Raw genomic sequence first — 16,961 nt, 5'->3', positions numbered from 1 at the left:
GATGGATGTCAAAAAGCCAACGTTGCAGGAAAAAATTACCCGGTTGAGAATGAGTTTTCTCAGCCAGATGCCTGCGCGTCTGGACAAAGCACAGCAACAGTACCGATTACTGTCATCGGACTGGCAGGCTCACGCAAAGTTGGCAGTCGAGCTGCACCGTTTTTTTCACAGCATCAAGGGTACAGCCAGTTCCTTCGGCTTTACCGGGTTAGCGGACATCGCCGACACCGGTGAAACCTTGCTGCTGACGTTAATCGAACTACCGGAAACCGAGGTTCCCGGCAATAAGCTCTTGCCGCTGGGCGAGCTGTTGAGTGAAATGAAACAACAGCTTCAGCAGTTGCAGCAAAGCCGAGGGGATGTGGCTGATGATACTCAGCATGCCCCATTCTTTGAGATGGAGCAGGATGACTCCAATCGAGCTGAAAGCAACCGCAAGGCCTTGATCTATATTTGTGATGATGAGCCTGAACAGGTTACCCAGTTGGGCTATCAATTACATTGTTTTGGCTACGAAATTGAATATTTTCTGGATACCCAGAGCTTCCACAATGCCGTGCTGAAACGTCGGCCAGACGCCGTGATCATGGACGTTTATTTTCCTAACGGCAGTACAGCCGGCACTGATGAGCTGGCACGCTTGTCAGTTATTATTGGCGAAGCTTTGCCGTCGATTGTTTTGTCAGGTTACGGTGACTTTGAGGCGCGGCTGGGTGCAGTACAGGCAGGCTGTCTTGCCTACTTTACCAAGCCGGCGCAGGCGCTGGATCTGGCCGCTAAGCTGGATGAACTGCTGTTGGGCGAACGCCGTGAAGAGCAACTACGTATCCTGGTTGTTGATGATGAGCCAGAAGTCGCCGCTTATCATAGCCTGATTCTTCAGGAAGCTGGCATGAGTGTGAAGCAGTTGCACGATCCGTCTGGAATTTTGGACGTATTACGACAGTTCAATCCGGATTTGGTGTTGGCCGATATGTACATGCCGCGTTGTACCGGTGTGGAGCTTGCTGCGATTATTCGTCAGTTGCCGGAGTACATCAGTTTACCCATCGTCTACCTGTCTAATGAAACCAACCGTAAAAAACAGTTTTCGGCTATGCAGGTAGGGGTCGAAGGCTTCATCACCAAACCGGTCATTCCGGAAGAGCTTGTCGCGGCAGTTGTGTTGCGGGCGGAACGTATGCGAACTCTGCGCGCATTAATGTCACGTGATAGTCTGACCAGTCTGTACAATCACACTACCACCACTGAAATGCTGCATACCAGTCTGGCACAGGCGATTCGACAGCAGGAAAACCTGATTTTGGTGATGCTCGATCTGGATAACTTCAAAGAGGTTAACGATCTTCATGGTCATATGGCTGGAGATCAGGTGCTGGTTGCCTTGTCACGTATACTGAAACATCGGCTTAGAGGGTCGGATATTATTGGACGTTACGGGGGTGAAGAGTTTGCCTTATTACTGAAAGATGTCACCTTGGTATATGCCGAAAAATTGGTGAATCAGCTGCGCGAAGATTTCTCCAATATAGCCTTTACCGCCGGAAAAGCGCGATTCAATTGTACCTTCAGCGCCGGGCTGAGTTGCTACCCGGATTATACCCATGTTGATGCGCTGCGCATGGCAGCAGACCGGGCGCTGTATCAGGCCAAGCACCAGGGGCGCAATCAGGTTGTCGTGGGCAGGTACCGTCATGACTGAAACGCTGGAGGGCATTTTGGCCGCTCGACAGGCATCGGCTGAGGAAATCGTTGATGTTGATGAGCCGGTCATAAAACTGGTGATATTCAGCCTTGGAGAGCGTGATTTTGCGTTTCCGGGAGAGGCTGTTGGTGAAGTATTGCCTGGTACTGAGCCGGTTTATTTTGTACCCGGTATGCCGCCAGCCGTCGAGGGTGTCATGAATGTACGGGGAGATATCGAATCGGTTATACGTCTGCATAACCTGTTGCAACTTAACGATCCCGGTGACATAACCAGGCATAGTGCTATTTTGCTGGCAAAAGGTAAGAAAATGCACAGTGGTCTGCGTATAGACCGGCTACTGGATGTGGTGGATATTCCGGCAAGCCAGATACAGCCACCACCCGAAAGCCTGCCGGAGCATCTTCATCAATATGTGACGGGTCTATTGCAGTTTAAACAGCACGCGATAGCGGTGCTGGATCTGGATAGTGTATTTTCAGCCTGGCAAGGAGAATCGGGGTGAGTTCGCCACTTCCGGTTGTCGTCTTCAGCCATGAGGGCTCGCTATTTGGATTGGAGGCCATTCGGGTTGCCGGACGGGGCATGATAGATGCCCAGATATCTTCAATTGTGCCTTTCTCCGTGCTCTACTCGGATGTCGCCAATGAAACACTACTGACTGATCCCGTTAGCCAATGGCTAAAATTGCGTGGGAAAACAGCTGATTGGCTGCTGGGTTTAAGTGCCGATGCGGATTTAATCGAACTGCAACCCGCTGATATTCACCCTCTACCCGAAATAATGGCGCAGCGCTCACATTTCAAGCCGTTAAAAGCGCTGGGCTTCTACCAGCAGCGTGTTATTGCCCTGCTGGATGCTGATGCGCTGGAAGGCTATTATCGCCAAACTTCCCGCATATAAATGACATTCGGATTGCCCCGGTACAAGCCCCAGGCGGCACGTCCGGATGGGTTGTCGGTGTATTGACCATTGCCTGTCCAGTCATGACGTAACCAGGGCTGATCATTCAATAGCGGAGTCAGGTTGGTGAAGCCACTATTCCCTTCACCTGGCGCACTTAGCGTTAAGCTGTGCTGTCCTGCATCGAATGCATCATAAGGGTTTGGAAGCAGGCTGGTTGCTCCGGCACCGATCTGAATATTGCTGGATTGATTTTCCTCCTGATCGTTATCCATTCGAAAAGCGCTGACACTGGTGCAACGATCGGCTGAATGCGTGGTCCAGCGGCTGCCATCATACATTTGTGCATCCAGTGTCAGGTTGATCGGGTCAGTTTCAAGGAAGGCATGGCCTGATTCTATCACCATGCGCCCACTGATAAAGCGGCCTGCTGCTGCCGGGTCACTCTCCGAACCACTGACATCATCACTGTCTGTTGCAGCCAGATTCGGATAGATTAACAAGGGGGAATGCGGGCGCTGCTGGGCCAGATAATCTGTGTTGATGCTGAAATCTCCGCGCCCTTGGGTAAACGTCTCCAGGGTTGGGGACCAACTATTGAATATACCCTCAGCGATGCCATCGGGTGCCAGCAGGGCGGTGCCGGTAAGATCGGCGCTGGTGAGTTTGGCAAACGCCTGTCGGTAGTTGTAGGTAGGCTGCTCTTGCCGATTCAGTGCCAGGATGTGACCAGTTATCTGAAATGGCTGCCCTGAGTTTTGAACACTGGCGGCTGACTGGTAACCGCTATAGCTAAAGGCATCGCTGCTACCTGTGCTACAGGCCGCATCTAACTGATAATGCATACTGAAGTGGCTGGGAATAAAGCGTCCGATCGGAGTGGATAACCCTGCAGTGACGGTTCTGCCGAAATAGCTGTTGGCTTGGGGAACCGCCAGTAATTGAAAGACTCCCACTTCGGACAGATTGATGGCTTCTGTTTGCAGGCCATTTTCGGTGATATTGACCTGGCTGAGTGAAAGTTCAGCATTGCGGCCGTCGCTGGGTGCAATCAGCGATGAAGACAGGGTGATGTTACTCTGGCGGTAGTTGGGCGTGGTGGTATTGTCACATAACTGGGGATCATTATCGGCAGTCCAGACGACGCCACGTACCCGCATAGGAAAGTCTTCACCGGCTTGTGTGAATACAGAGCAATTGGCATCTTCGCTGTCACAAGCGGCATTATTTGCCGTGGATTCGATACACAGACCGGCAGGAGCACTGCTGAAACTATCACTTCCTGACAGAGATAACCCTTGCTCATCGCTACCGGCAGTGCCTGTGAATGCCGCTTCCAGCTGTTTTAAGCCAGCATCCGGGTAGCGTATATCGACTTGCGCATTGGCGTGTTCATCAAATGCCAGTAATAACGAAGTCCAACCCGCTGTGTTACTGATGGCCTGGCCATTCAGAGAAACTGATTGGTTGCCACTGTCCGGGTTTATATAACTGCTACGGAAATTAATACTACGTTCGCCTGTGAATGCGGGTGCACAGCTGTCAGGATTGTTTTCGTCAGCACGGCGAGCGCTAAGAGTAAAAGAGTCCGGCTTGTCAGCCAGCAGGTCAGGTAGATCAAAGATAAAACCACTTTCAGCAAAGCTAAGAGTACAGTCGCCCTCAATACCATTGCTGAAGCAACGTGTGACGTTGGATGCGCTGGGGGCGCTGGCCGCTATACCCAGGGTTACATTCCCTGGGGTATTACGACGCAGTTGAAAGGTGGCTTCTCCGTTTTCCAGGTATTGCTGATTTCCATCAATCCAGCGAACCGTACCGGATGAGGCGGGCGATAGGGTAACGGATGCAGTACCGGTAAAACGCGAACTACAATTGTCTGAAGCGCAGGCGATGACCTGTATGGGTTCGGCGGCACAGGTCAGGCCACTGCCGCTGTGAAGTAGGCGGTAATGATGGATGTCCGCTTCAAGCGGTTCCATGCGCAAGCCACAGACTTCCAGATTGTCTATTTCATGATTGTCATTGGAACCCCCGGTCGAACCGGTCAGGGTTAACAACAGATTTTCAGGCACTTGTGCCTGTCCGGCGCTGCTGAGTATATCCACAGGACCAATCAGGTTCTCGTACCCAGCGCCGGTGTCGCGTTCAATCGTCACCCAGGACTCATCGCCAGTACGGCTGTCTACAGTAATACGATAACGATGCCCGGATGTATTTCGCACCGTTGGAGATAGTGTGTCAGTACCCTGTATATAATGGTAACCACTGTTGGCTGCACCCGAACCGCGTAACGCAACGCTGTTCTGCCTACGCCCCGGACCGCCTTGACGACTTTCAGACGGGTTGGAAAAATTGCCGTAGCTGTCCAAGCCAATACCCAGCCACCCCCCGGCAAAGCCGTTGATACCGCCGCTACGCTGTGCATAGCCCAGCGATCCACCATAGCCACCGGGTGCTGGGGTGATGGCGGCATCTGAAAGTACTACGGCGATGCCATCGGCTCCGTTACCACCATAAGCATAGAAATCAAACTCAACAGTGATCAGGTTATTTGCAGAGGGAAACAAGCGTTGCAAGGTAGCCGCTGTGGCGACATTGCCGGATGCATCTGTCATACGTAAGCGTTGCTGCACAATGCGAGGGTTACCAAAACCCCCACTTTGATGAGTGACAGACCAGTCATTACCAAGCACCTCCCGGGCAAATTCATCGGTCATGCAGGTCAGAACCAGATCAGGGCAATCACTCGAGGGGGTGACAACCTCATCCCAATCCAGCCCGAGCGTGAGGCTATCAACAAGCAGCTCATCCGTTGAACTGAGATGGTATGTTCTAAAGCCTATTTCATCGAAGGCTGAAATATTGCTGTTTCTCAGATCAGTTACAACATCCGGCGAACCTGGTGCATCCAGGTTGTCAGGATCCACCCAGAGTTCGAAGCGATCATAGCGATTGCTACTACCCGGCGAAGATTTACTCAGTCGGCCCACCAAAAAGTAGGTCTGACCGGAAACCAGATCTGTGTGATAGGTTTCATTCTGATTCGTTGTGCGCACGAAGAAATCTTCCGGACCACTGCCTGTGCCCCGGTTCATCTTGATACCGATATTTGGGTGGTTTTGATAAGTGGGGTCCTGAAACCAAAGGGCAAAGAACTTGTTAACTGCTTGCGTGCCAGTGAAACGTACCAGCATGCTGACATAGACCACATCATCATCCACCGTTCGGCTGAGATTACGGCTGGCGGCATAATCAGTGGTGCCTCTGAGTTGCAGCGCCCGGCTGGCCCCGGCAATACATTGGCCTCCCTGGTGATACACCAGCGGGTTCTGACTGGTATCAATAACGGACTGACTGTTGCTGTGTGCACGCCAGGCACCGGTCCAGCCTTCACCGGCACTGCCACCTTGCAGGCTTCCAGGTGAATAACTATCAAAATTTTCTGACGCGATCAGAGATGAAATGGCTCCGCAGCGTGGATGACTCGGACTGCATAGGCCATTGACCCAACTGGTCATGTCGATGGCCAGACTGGAACTCCAGCCTCCCGCCGTGACATTACCGTAGACTGTGGTATCAGAAGATATATTGATCTGATTTGCACTTTGCAGATTGATAGGGCTAGCTGTGGAGCCTATCTGGCTGTTTGACAGTGTGATTGGAACGCTGGCGGTGGTAATGGCACCGGATTCCATGGTGGCATTCTCAACGATCACGCCACTACCGCCATTAGTGGAGAGATTGCCATTGATGACGCCGCCATTAATCCTGACGGTACTGCTTGAGCTGCTGACATCGCCTGTTATTTGAGTATTCGTCATGGTGACGGTACAGCAATTGGAATGGGTGTTACCCAGTACAGTGCCACCCGAAATGCTAATGCTGCCGCTGGGCAGGAATATATCGCCTTCAACCTCGGCATTGTTCAGATTAATAGTGCCTGAGTTAGACGTGATAGCACCATAAATAGCGTTGTTATCGCCTTGTACACTAATGCTTCCCCAGGAGGATTGGATGGGCATGGGATTACTGCTGCTACCGAGAATATTGTTACCCGGTAAATCAAACCCGGCATTGGCAACCAGCACCCTGCTTTGATTTGGAATGATGGTATCGCCAAGGCTAAGAGTAATCTTTCCGGAGCAGGTTATAGTGCCACTATTAGAAGACCAGGAACCGGAGCAGTCCGGATAGTTTGCTGAATTGGTATTGCCGTTAAGGCTGTAGTTCTTGGCCCAGCTGTTCAAGGGGGTGAGCAGTAGAGAAACACAGGTCAAAAGCAGCAATATAGTGCGCATTAGTAGACTCTGCAGGTTTAAACACTTCATCAGCTTGACCTCAACCAAACAGAAACACGGGTTTCACGACTGATCATACCAAAAGGTCCGGCCGACTTCTGAGCATGGCTGCCAAGATGGAAAATTTTCAGCGTGTCTGTATCCTCTGTTTCGACGACTTCTTCACAGGTCAATGTCAGATCGAAGCCGGAGATAACAACAGTGCTGACGGCGGGACATTCACCGTTTTCAAGAGTTTGATGCCGCAGCCATTCCAGCCCACTGCGTGCTGCATAGTAAGCCTGCTTTCCTTGTTGCGACAGCAGGTAGCCTGCATGCTGAGTGGCGCCCATCTGTGCCATTACCGCCGCCAGACCACCCAGTACGATCAGAATAAAGAGTACGGCGATCAGTGAAATTCCATGAACCCGGGGGGGATTTAGTCGGTGTTGATAGGCCGTTTGATTCATCATGGCGTATTCATTACCTGCGCCTGGTAGAGCATCTCTACGGTTTCATCGTCTTCGGTGATACTAAGCTGCAGGGTGACAACCCCGTTACGTATATGATCACCGGGAAGGTAGTTGAACTCACATTGCCCAATCCGGCTGGCCATGAGGTGTCCCGAGGTCAGTCCGGTGGGTTGGCTCGTCTGGAAGCCATAGCCGCTATAGCGTTGAAGCTGGCTCTCCAGGCAGGCGTAAGTGACCGGTCCTGTTTGCGGAACAATATCGAAGCGCTGGGCTTCCAATGAGGCAAACGGAAATTCCGCAGGCTGGATCTGTAAGGCATCATTACTGGAGCCAGCAGTCAGTGCGGCGCGGTTGTCACCACGGTAGGCGTTAGCACTGGAGTTCTGATCCGTGCTGGCATTAAAGACCACGACATAATCACCCGGACTGAATTCACCCAGTACACCGCCGAGAACTTCAAAACTGTTATCCATCGTGGTGAAATCCAACACATCGCCGACTGGATTATCAGGATCACTCAGATCAGCAAGTGCCCGGTAGCGTCCCCCGCCGATGGTAGGGATGAATTCCAGGTACTGGTTGCCATTGGATTCGGTGATACGCACACTGTTAGGCAGCGCCATACGAATTTCACGGGTCATGCGTGTGAGCACCTGATCGGCTTCCGCGACCAGGCTGGCACGGCGTGATTGATCCTGAAAAGCCTGAAAAGGCTGCAGGAGGATGCCGATAGTTACCGTGCCAAGCACACCCAACAGGACGATGACAATAATCAGCTCGATCAACGTAAAGCCGGAAATACGCTGCGGGTGCTGGCTCATGGCAAAGCCTCATCCGGCCAGGGAGCCATAAAGTTAGTCAGGCTGACATTAATATCGCTGACGCGTTGGTTGGAGACCAGCACATTGGCACTACAACCATTAATCTGCTGGCCGACGGGGCCAAACGCTGCTGCCGTCACACTAACCCTGACACGGTAATCGCTCAGTTGGTTCAGTGCCGTGCCATCGATCTGGGTGGGGGGCTGCTCAAGGCTGTTAAAGTCATCTGCAAACTGCCAGGCCCCACGTGGCGGGTTGCCACTAGATTGCCTGCCGGGTTGGCAGATTTTTCCTTGTATTTCCTCCATATAGCCTTCTGCAATGGCGAGTGCCTGCTGCTGTAGCAGTGGGTCCGCACTTCGCAATACTGTGTTGGTGTAAACCAGCAGCATGCCCGACAAACCGGCAGAGAGAACGACGATAGTAATAATCAGTTCAATCAGGGTAAAGCCCCGTTGCGCTTGTCTAATGGACATGGCCAGTTTCCGCTTCAAGCTGTAGACTGCGATCCCCTATCTGAATGCTGAGTCCCTGCGAAGGAACGCCTAATCCGTTAAAGGTAAGTGACGTGGCCGGTGACACTGTTACGCCACTAGGTGCCAGGCCGCGTCCAGAGGCGCTGCCATCCCAGGGGCGATTATTGCCTGGATTGTTTAAAAACGGGCCACTGGATGGGCAGGTCGTATCACGACAGATACGATAATGGTTGCTGGTCAACGTCAGCGTGATGGGTGTGTTCGCGGCCACCGCACTTTGCTGGGCAAAACGCAAAGCTGAAGCCAGTTCTTCCATGTAACCGTATTCAGCATAGCCATTGCTGGTAAAGCGAGGCAGCACAACCGCGGATAAAACCCCCAGCAGTACCAGCACCAGAATCAGCTCGACCAGAGTAAAGCCTCGGCAACTGCGTTTTCGCAGAGATGGAAGCAAGCATAAAAAGCCTGTTTCCTTTGCGATTCTGTCATCAAATTGTAACTGCATATGAGGCACTACCTTTAAGGCCAGACTTCAGCGAATTCTGGTTGATCCTGTGTGACTAGTTCTTGCCTGCAATAATGACATTATACTGCGCAACTACACCGTAGGGCGGTTTATGTGGTCGAATGATACTGCACCCGAGTGTCGTCCCATTAGGACGGTTCTGCGGAAAACTCAGCGATGAATCTATGCCAATCATATATCCTTCTGCCAGCTCAAGTGTGTTGCTCAGCACACTATTGGCGGTTACCAGAGTACATGCGTTCTGGTAAGTGTCTGGATCAACTCGAATGCAACGTGACGAGGTTGCATCATGCTGATCCAGAGCACAGGCAGCATAATTGATGGACATGGCCGAGCTGATGCTGGCTGCCGATTCCATGATTGCCGCGTTCTCTGCTTCAGTTGAAAAATCCATAAAACGAGGCAGAGCTACCGCACTGAGTATACCCAGTATGACGATCACAATAATTAACTCTATCAGTGTAAATCCCTGTTGTTTTTCCATAACATAGATTCCATGGGATGGGTCAATTTAAGTTTTACTGCCAGCGTATCACTGTGAACTCAGCAGTTTCCGTAACACCAGTGGCACTGAGTGTACAAATAGCTGAGTCACCGTTTGCCGCGGGTGCTGTTTCTCCGGTTTTAAGGGCGCCAGTATATTTTGTGGTATCCAGGTCTTGCGTCAGTACATTGTTTACTTCAGCAAGAGTACAGTCAGCTACATCTTCACACTCAGTTTTATCTAGAGTACAAGCTGCATAGTTGATTGACATGGCTGAAGAGATCGCCGCTGCATTGGCGGATAAAGCGGCCTCTTCGGCATCGCCGGAGAAATCAATAAACCGTGGTAGCGCGACAGCACTGAGGATGCCGAGGATCACGATGACAATGATCAGTTCAACAAGGGTAAAACCGGATTGTGCTTTCATGGTATAGCTCCTGTAAGGGACGTGCTTGGTAAGTTTGAAGTAAATTAACAATCGTCAGTGTTTTTACTGATATCGGGCCGACCACCGGCCGTATCCGGGGCGCTGTATTCAATCCGGCAGTTGGGTATGCCATCCAACTGAATTTGTACCGTTGCGCCTGGACCTGTGCCGCCTCCACTAAAGGAAAAACGCGGAGAAAAGTCGTCAAATAACGGTGTGATTTCTGAATCCTGTGCACGTGGGTAGCCCCAGCGGGTCAGGATAATATCATCGCCGGTGCACCCGGCTGTTGTATTGGCCGTATCGCCGGACTCCAGGCCCACACATCCGGCTGCAGCGGTATGCGTGCCGCCAGCCGCCGACTTGGCAAAGACGATGTTGGCACCTGAGCGCAGTGCACTGGTCGTGCCGTCAATCACAGCAACGCGTGCTTCGCGCTGTAATGAAATGAATTTGGGAATGGCAAATGCTGACAGTATCCCCAGAATCAGGATTACTATGACCAGCTCGATCAAAGTAAAGCCTGTTTGATTTTTTGTTGCTGGTACTGGGTTCATCCCATGACTCCTTGAGCGATTTTCGATTAGTTTACAGCATCAAATGAATGAATTTGCATGTCGTACATCATATATTTCAAAATTATCAGCACCCCTGTATTTGTTTAACAACTTGTGGTTGTTCTGTAGGTTGATGCGGTGGTCGATAGGCTACGGCACAGTCGGAAAGATTATCCACCCGTGCATTTAGCCACTCTCCATTAGTTGAGAAATGCCAACGCCCTGACAGCTGATCAAACAAGCGCATCAGATTGTCGGTATTTTCAATTGCAGGGTAGCCATAGCTCACCTGGATACTATCTCCCTGACCCAGCCCCTGGCTGACCAATTGATAATCCGGATTCCCTAATTCGCCAACAGCACTCGTCTGCATATAGGTCATTGTTCCGGCCAGTTGCAACGATTGAGCAAAATTTTCTACTAACAATTGACGTGCCTCTGTTTGCATGGCGCTGATTCGGTGGATTCCCAGTGTCGCCAGGATGCCTATCAGAATCACTATAATAACCAGCTCCAGCAAGCGGATGCCGTTGCTATAACGGTTTTCCTGCCGCATGTTTCAGCGTCCGGCCAACTGAGTCAGATCCCACATCGGCAGAAAGATCCCCAGTGCCAGTATCAATACAATAATGCCGACAGCGACTGTAAGAATGGGCTCGATAATGCTGGATAGATTATCAATGTCATACGCCACCTCACGATCATAAAAATCGGCCACTTCCAGCATCATCGCATCGAGTTGTCCGGTTTCTTCACCGACAGCCACCATCTGCAATACGACCGGTGTAAAAATTTGTGCGGATGCCGCTGTGCGTAAAATGGAATCGCCACGCTCAATACCACTTTGCATCGACAGAATTTTTTCGGTGATATAAGTATTGCCGGTGGTGGCAGCGACACCTGCCAGTGCCTGAGTAATCGGCACCCCGGATTGCAAGGCTACACCAAAGGCCCGCACAAAGCGTGCAATGGTGGCGCGCAGGAGAATATTGCCCACTTTAGGAAACTGTAGTTTGGTTCTGTCCCACAGGTAGCGTCCACGCTCTGTGTTACTCCAGTAGCGGAAGGCGACAATACCAAGGCCTATAGCCATCAGGATCTGCAGCCACCATTTTGTGGCAAAGCCTGATACGGCAAGAATGATGATAGTCGGGAGAGGCAAGTCCATTTTGACACTGTCAAATACCTGCGCAAATGCCGGGATAACTACTGTGGTGAGGACGCCGATGGCGATGGCGATGGCGATGATCACAAACATGGGGTAACGGGTAGCAGACTTGATCTTGTTAGCTGTGTCTCTATCGCGCGACAGGTAGTCATGCATAGTCAGGAACACCCGGTCCATCTGACCGGTCATTTCGCCTACCTGTAGCAAACTGATATACAAGGTGCCGAACACTTTGCGGTGTCGTCCAAAACTGCCAGCTACATCGCGACCACCTTCAAGGTCGCGGCTGATTTCACGCAGAATTTCGCCCAGCCGTGGGTTGGACATGGACTCAGACAGGCGACTTAGGCCCTGAATCAATGGCACACCGGCCTTGGTGATGCTATACATCTGGCGGCTGAACAGTATCAGTTCATCCAGTGTGATCTTGCGTGGTGGCATCAGCTTGTTCAACTGATCACTGAGGGATTCGCTTGAGTCTGTTGTTGCCAGGCGTATATCCAGCGGAATCAGGCCACTAGTCAGTAACTGACTGGCAGCGGCTTCAGCCGTATCGGCAGTGAGCCGACCTTCGGTCACCCGGTCCTGGCCACGCCTGGCACGATACTGGAAAACAGCCATGGTTTATTCTCCACCCCCGGGTTCCAGCATGACTGACTCGCCAGCTACACGTATCACTTCTTCCAGCGTACTGACCCCTTCAGCAGCCAAATCCAGAGCACTCTGACCCAGTGTTTTGAAATCTGGACGTGAATGTGCCAGATGGTGAAATTCACTGGTGTCACTGCGGCGCAAGGCGTCGGCCAGTTGTGTGTCAATTTCCAGAAACTCGAAAATACCCACTCGGCCCTTGTAACCAGTATTGTTACACTGCATGCAGCCTTTGCCCTTGATGTAGCCACTGCCTTTGAACTTCAACTGGGGATTACTCTTCAGCCAGGCTTGTTCATTGGCATCGGGCTCATAAGGCTGTGAACAATTGTCGCAGACTTTACGAATCAGTCGCTGTGCCAGTACCGCCTGTAAGGACGTAGCGACCAGATAACCCGCTGCCCCCATATCAATCAGGCGGTTGGCGGTACTGACGGCATCATTGGTGTGCAGGGTCGACAGCACAAGGTGACCGGTCATGGCAGCACGCAACCCGATTTCAGCGGTTTCCTGATCGCGCATCTCCCCGATCAGAATCACATCCGGGTCCTGGCGCAAGGCGGTGCGCAATACCCCGGCAAAGGTCAGACCTATTTTGAAATTAACCTGTACCTGATTGATCCGCTGCATACGGTATTCAACAGGGTCTTCAATGGTAATGATTTTGCGCTCAGCGCGGTTAAGCTCGGCAAGCGCGGCATACAGGGTGGTGGTTTTACCACTACCGGTCGGTCCGGTGACCAGTACCATGCCATGCGGTTTGTGGATAACGCGTTTGAAGCGGGTCACTAACTCGGCAGGCATGCCGGTGTGATCCAGATTGACCACGCCCTGAGACTGATCCAGTAAACGCATCACCACGGATTCGCCGTAAATCGTCGGCATGGTGGACAAGCGCACATCGATGGCGCGGTCTTTGACACGGATATTGAAGCGTCCATCCTGGGGCATGCGTTTTTCCGAGATATTCAGGCCGCCCATCAGCTTCAGACGGGAAACCAGCGCCGGTGCGATACGCTTCTCCTTCATGATCTGCTCTTGAAGCACACCATCGATACGCTGGCGCAGGCGTAGAACGTTTTCATCCGGTTCAATATGGATATCTGACGCTTTGACCTGAATGGCATCTTCAAACAATGACTGTAGCAGACGCACGACGGGCGCATCAGTAATATCGGCCCCGCGCGCCAGTTGTGCCAGGTCAAAATCACTTTCGGCCAGTTCCTCACCCAGTTCTTCAGCAATAGAGCTGATTTCATCGGTGCGTCGATACATGGAGTCGAAGGCGTTCAGTACATCTGTTTCCCGGACAATCGCCGTAGACACCGGGCGTTTCAGCAGTCGACTGATCTCGTCCTGAATGAAAATGTCGGTCGGATCAGACAGACCTACCAGCAGACCATCGGGCTTTTCTTCCAGCACTATGGCGCGAAAACGTCGTGCCAGGGTTTCCGGCAACAGTTTGACCGTAGCGGGACGTAGCTGAAAATGGCGCAGATCGACATAGGGGATTTTTAGCTGTTCTGCCAGAAAATCCATCAATCCCTGTTCATTGATAAAGCCCAAAGTGATCAGCATTCGCCCTAGCCGAGTGCCGGTTTTTTTCTGCTCTGCCAGGGCCTTATCCAGTTGTGCCGGAGTGATGACTTTCTTTTCTACCAGCAGATCACCCAAACGGATTTTCTGGCGGCGTGGTGCAGCGGGTTGTGTGCCGGTATGGGTCTGATCCGTCATGGTTCGCTCCGGCTGGGTTCAATATCGGAGGCAGGGTTAAATGTCAGCGTGTGTGGCTGCATCACCAGCCTTTGACCATTGTCCTTGCCCAGTAGTACGGTACCATCACTAATTTGTAATATGGTGTAACCATCCACTTCATCGCCTGCGGAAACAGGCTGGTTGTTGATGACAGCGTAAGCCCCGCGATTACCGGTCAGGATGGCTTGCAAGTGCAGGCGTGCCTGGGCCTCTTGTTCGGGTGTTAAGGTTTGTGCATGGCTGAATGGCCGCAAAGGGTCAGCAAAATTTAAATCACGGTCCTGTGCAGCCAACGGCGTGCCGAGAAAGACACACAACCCGAATAAATAAGTGGAAAATGCTTGTTTACACACGTAGCCAGCCCTCATCCAGAGTCAGCGTATAAAGCCGCAGGCGAAACAGTGTGTCTGGATAGTTGTCACTGAGAACTTGCACCTGTTCCCAGCTAATGACCCAGGGCAGTTCGCTGAGCATATCTAGGTAGCGCACTAAACCATGGTAGTTGCCGGTCAGTTCCAGTTCCACACCCCGCCGATAAACGCCGGAGGCAACCTCTGCCGGCATACTGGTTTGCTCTGTATCTGTATCGGCTTCTGCAGTACCGTCAGGATCTGTTTCAGGTGCTGAAAAAACGATTTCAGTGGGAAGGCTCCTTAGTGAGAGCAGGCTAACGCCTTCGGTAACGCCAACAAGCGCCCTGAGTGCACTGTTCATTTGGTCGGGTGAAATGAAACGGGCAAACTCCTGGTCAAGGGCTTCACGTGCATGCAGCACTTCCGCCTCCAGGTGTGTAGCTCGCTCACGCAGTGCAATGTTGGGATCAGCCGACAGGCTCTGAAGTAATTCAGCTTCCTGTACCTTTAGTGTAGCCAGTTCGGATTGTTGGCGACTAAGCTGCTGTGCTTGCTGCTGAATTTGGCGGCGGTCCGGGTCGGTAAGCAAGGTATCCGTCAGCAGCAACACGATCAGGATTGCTACAACCAGAATAATACCGCGTTCACGTAGCGAGCGCTTTTCGATCTGTCGGGAAAAACCTGCCCAGATTTTCATGGTGTGGCCTCGGTACTTTCCAGGGAGCAGCTCTGTGCTTTGCATCCCGCTATCAGTGTGAAGGTGAGCGCGTTAGCATCACCCGCGCTGGGGACATCGGTGGGTTGGTTGATCTCCAGGGTGTGAAATACCAGACCGGCAAAAGCCGGTTCCATGCCGAGAAGATCAATATAAACAGGCAGGAGTTCAGCATTCATTACCCGTCCTTGCAACAGGATATCCTGACCCAGCTCTGCCAGGTAAATGCCGGTGATCCAGAGGCCATCGGGTTTCTGTCGGGCCAGTCCGCGCAGGTACTGCTCTGGTTCAATTGCATCCAGTGGTATCAACGCCGTTTCACGTAAAGCGCGCAAGTGGCGTATTTCGTTTTCCAGCCGACGCGTGTGTTGTAACAATTTGGGGTCGGCTTCGGGGCGAGTCATTGATGCCAGTGCGGTCACTGTCTGACGTTGTTGATTCAGTTGTGATGTCAACTGCTGGTTATGCGTCTTCAGGCTGTTAAGAGAGTAGGCTGTCCAGCCGCTGTAAAGCAGCATCGATAGCAGTGCAATACCGACAAGGCTTGCCATCTGACTGGCTGTCAGTTGCTCACGTTTTTCATGCAGCTCACTCTGATACAGGTTGACTTCCTGGCGCGGACTCATCGGTTCAATCTCCCGATGAGTCCGCCCCAGGCCAAGGGTGCTTGGTCAGGCTGAACCAGATTTTGCTGGTTGGTATTCTGAGGCATATCGACTCGCGATGCTTTGATACCCAGCATGTTGGTTACGGCGTCCGGTAGCCAGTTGAGCTGACCGCTGCGATCAACAAAGTGTAATTGCCGCACAGGTGACTGGCCAAAGTGGCTATCGTAGTAGTCCATAGTCCGTTGTACTTCGAGTGAGAACTGATCAACCAGCTGTAACTGCTGCATTTCATCATCAGTTATCAGGCTGTTCAGACCCAGGTTGATCACCCGGGTTATATAAAACTGGCTGTTGCGGCAGATATACAGGCGGCTATCATTGGGGTGAAAGTGAACAATGCCGACTGTGTCGCTGGTTTGTAAGCGCCCCTCAATGAGGTTGCGCATTGCCAACTGAGCAATATCAATATAGGTGGGTTTGAGGCCGGCATCCCTGATGAGTTTGATGCGCTTTTCTAACAGGCTGCGCCGGGCGACAGCAACGAAGAGTTGGTTAGAGTGGCCATGGCGACCTTCGGGAACTTCAAAAATATCACTGATAGCTTCCGTTACCGGATATTCCAGGTATTCCTGAAGCTTCCAATGGGTGGCTGCTTTCAGGTCGGCATCCGGCACATCGGGTTTATCCATCTGGATCAGTTCAAATGCTTCCTGTTCCAGTGTCAGTATGACTCCGGCATGTTGTAAACCCAGTTCACTGACCCAGTTCTTTAAGAGCTCCAGAGCCTGTTCGGGAGAGTTAGTGGCGGCTTGTAGGGAATGCGTCAGACTGAAAGCATCCGTGTGGCTGGCTGGATTGGCCTGCACAAGACTTATAGAGTCATGGCTGATGCACAGGCCAGCACGATCGGGTGTTTGCTTTACATTCCTGAGTGAGTTTAGCCAACTGAGCAAGGTATTGCTCCCAAATAGGGTCCGGTAAGCTGTCCTTGCTGAAATGATACAACCGCACTGATTTCCTGAGAGCGGACCTTTTTACTGGGTAGTCTGTCTGTCTTCG

18 protein-coding genes are annotated in these 16,961 nt (G+C 51.9%); 3 read left to right on the top strand and 15 right to left on the bottom strand.

Going from position 1 to position 16,961, the window contains the following annotated elements:
• Window position 1: 1 nt before the first annotated feature.
• Genes F5I99_RS17420 through F5I99_RS17410 form a run of 3 tightly spaced genes read left to right on the top strand, consistent with a single transcriptional unit; the run spans window position 2 to window position 2,608 of the window.
• Window positions 2–1,702: a diguanylate cyclase gene (locus F5I99_RS17420; protein ID WP_151058243.1), complete on the top strand. Its 1,701-nt coding sequence runs from the start codon at window positions 2–4 to the stop codon at window positions 1,700–1,702.
• Complete coding sequence (locus tag F5I99_RS17415) at window positions 1,695–2,210, top strand: chemotaxis protein CheW (protein ID WP_191905889.1); 516 nt, start codon at window positions 1,695–1,697, stop codon at window positions 2,208–2,210. Before F5I99_RS17420 ends, F5I99_RS17415 begins: the two co-directional genes overlap by 8 nt.
• Window positions 2,207–2,608, top strand: a complete 402-nt coding sequence (locus tag F5I99_RS17410) for a hypothetical protein (RefSeq protein WP_151058241.1) — start codon at window positions 2,207–2,209, stop codon at window positions 2,606–2,608. The genes F5I99_RS17415 and F5I99_RS17410 overlap by 4 nt, the downstream gene beginning before the upstream one ends.
• Here the strand turns inward: F5I99_RS17410 and F5I99_RS17405 are convergent.
• The 15 genes from F5I99_RS17405 to pilM form a co-directional block, all read right to left on the bottom strand.
• A complete protein-coding gene (locus F5I99_RS17405; protein ID WP_151058240.1) occupies window positions 2,584–6,909 on the bottom strand; it encodes a DUF6701 domain-containing protein in 4,326 nt (1,441 codons plus the stop codon). The two genes, F5I99_RS17410 and F5I99_RS17405, sit on opposite strands and share 25 nt — an antisense overlap.
• Before the next feature lie 29 nt (window positions 6,910–6,938).
• A complete protein-coding gene (locus F5I99_RS17400) occupies window positions 6,939–7,361 on the bottom strand; it encodes a hypothetical protein (protein WP_151058239.1) in 423 nt (140 codons plus the stop codon).
• The gene (locus F5I99_RS17395; protein ID WP_151058237.1) at window positions 7,358–8,182 is read right to left on the bottom strand and encodes a prepilin-type N-terminal cleavage/methylation domain-containing protein; all 825 of its coding nucleotides are present in this window, start codon (window positions 8,180–8,182) and stop codon (window positions 7,358–7,360) included. The genes F5I99_RS17400 and F5I99_RS17395 overlap by 4 nt, the downstream gene beginning before the upstream one ends.
• Complete coding sequence (locus F5I99_RS17390) at window positions 8,179–8,658, bottom strand: prepilin-type N-terminal cleavage/methylation domain-containing protein (RefSeq protein WP_151058234.1); 480 nt, start codon at window positions 8,656–8,658, stop codon at window positions 8,179–8,181. Before F5I99_RS17390 ends, F5I99_RS17395 begins: the two co-directional genes overlap by 4 nt.
• Complete coding sequence (locus tag F5I99_RS17385; RefSeq protein ID WP_151058232.1) at window positions 8,648–9,163, bottom strand: GspH/FimT family protein; 516 nt, start codon at window positions 9,161–9,163, stop codon at window positions 8,648–8,650. The genes F5I99_RS17390 and F5I99_RS17385 overlap by 11 nt, the downstream gene beginning before the upstream one ends.
• Window positions 9,164–9,218: 55 nt before the next feature.
• Window positions 9,219–9,668, bottom strand: coding sequence for a prepilin-type N-terminal cleavage/methylation domain-containing protein (locus F5I99_RS19925; protein ID WP_151058230.1), 450 nt, complete (start codon window positions 9,666–9,668; stop codon window positions 9,219–9,221).
• Window positions 9,669–9,702: 34 nt separating this feature from the next.
• Window positions 9,703–10,095 carry a prepilin-type N-terminal cleavage/methylation domain-containing protein gene (locus F5I99_RS19920; RefSeq protein ID WP_151058228.1) on the bottom strand — a complete coding sequence of 131 codons (393 nt, stop codon included), beginning with the start codon at window positions 10,093–10,095 and terminating at the stop codon, window positions 9,703–9,705.
• Between the two features lie 44 nt (window positions 10,096–10,139).
• Window positions 10,140–10,652: a prepilin-type N-terminal cleavage/methylation domain-containing protein gene (locus F5I99_RS19915; RefSeq protein WP_151058226.1), complete on the bottom strand. Its 513-nt coding sequence runs from the start codon at window positions 10,650–10,652 to the stop codon at window positions 10,140–10,142.
• An 85-nt stretch (window positions 10,653–10,737) separates the two neighbouring features.
• Window positions 10,738–11,208, bottom strand: a complete 471-nt coding sequence (locus F5I99_RS17365) for a hypothetical protein (RefSeq protein WP_151058224.1) — start codon at window positions 11,206–11,208, stop codon at window positions 10,738–10,740.
• Window positions 11,209–11,211: 3 nt separating this feature from the next.
• A complete protein-coding gene (locus tag F5I99_RS17360) occupies window positions 11,212–12,441 on the bottom strand; it encodes a type II secretion system F family protein (RefSeq protein ID WP_151058222.1) in 1,230 nt (409 codons plus the stop codon).
• A 3-nt stretch (window positions 12,442–12,444) separates the two neighbouring features.
• Window positions 12,445–14,205, bottom strand: coding sequence for a GspE/PulE family protein (locus F5I99_RS17355; protein WP_151058220.1), 1,761 nt, complete (start codon window positions 14,203–14,205; stop codon window positions 12,445–12,447).
• On the bottom strand, window positions 14,202–14,579 hold the full coding sequence (locus tag F5I99_RS17350) for a hypothetical protein (RefSeq protein WP_151058218.1): 378 nt from the start codon (window positions 14,577–14,579) through the stop codon (window positions 14,202–14,204). The genes F5I99_RS17355 and F5I99_RS17350 overlap by 4 nt, the downstream gene beginning before the upstream one ends.
• Window positions 14,572–15,276, bottom strand: coding sequence for a type II secretion system protein GspM (locus tag F5I99_RS17345; protein WP_191905888.1), 705 nt, complete (start codon window positions 15,274–15,276; stop codon window positions 14,572–14,574). The genes F5I99_RS17350 and F5I99_RS17345 overlap by 8 nt, the downstream gene beginning before the upstream one ends.
• Window positions 15,273–15,920, bottom strand: a complete 648-nt coding sequence (locus F5I99_RS17340) for a hypothetical protein (protein WP_151058214.1) — start codon at window positions 15,918–15,920, stop codon at window positions 15,273–15,275. The genes F5I99_RS17345 and F5I99_RS17340 overlap by 4 nt, the downstream gene beginning before the upstream one ends.
• Complete coding sequence (gene pilM, locus F5I99_RS17335; protein ID WP_191905887.1) at window positions 15,917–16,855, bottom strand: pilus assembly protein PilM; 939 nt, start codon at window positions 16,853–16,855, stop codon at window positions 15,917–15,919. Before pilM ends, F5I99_RS17340 begins: the two co-directional genes overlap by 4 nt.
• Window positions 16,856–16,961: the final 106 nt, after the last annotated feature.

Source organism: Nitrincola iocasae (genome assembly GCF_008727795.1).
Classification (GTDB): domain Bacteria; phylum Pseudomonadota; class Gammaproteobacteria; order Pseudomonadales; family Balneatricaceae; genus Nitrincola; species Nitrincola iocasae.
This window is presented reverse-complemented; position numbering and strand designations above follow the sequence as displayed.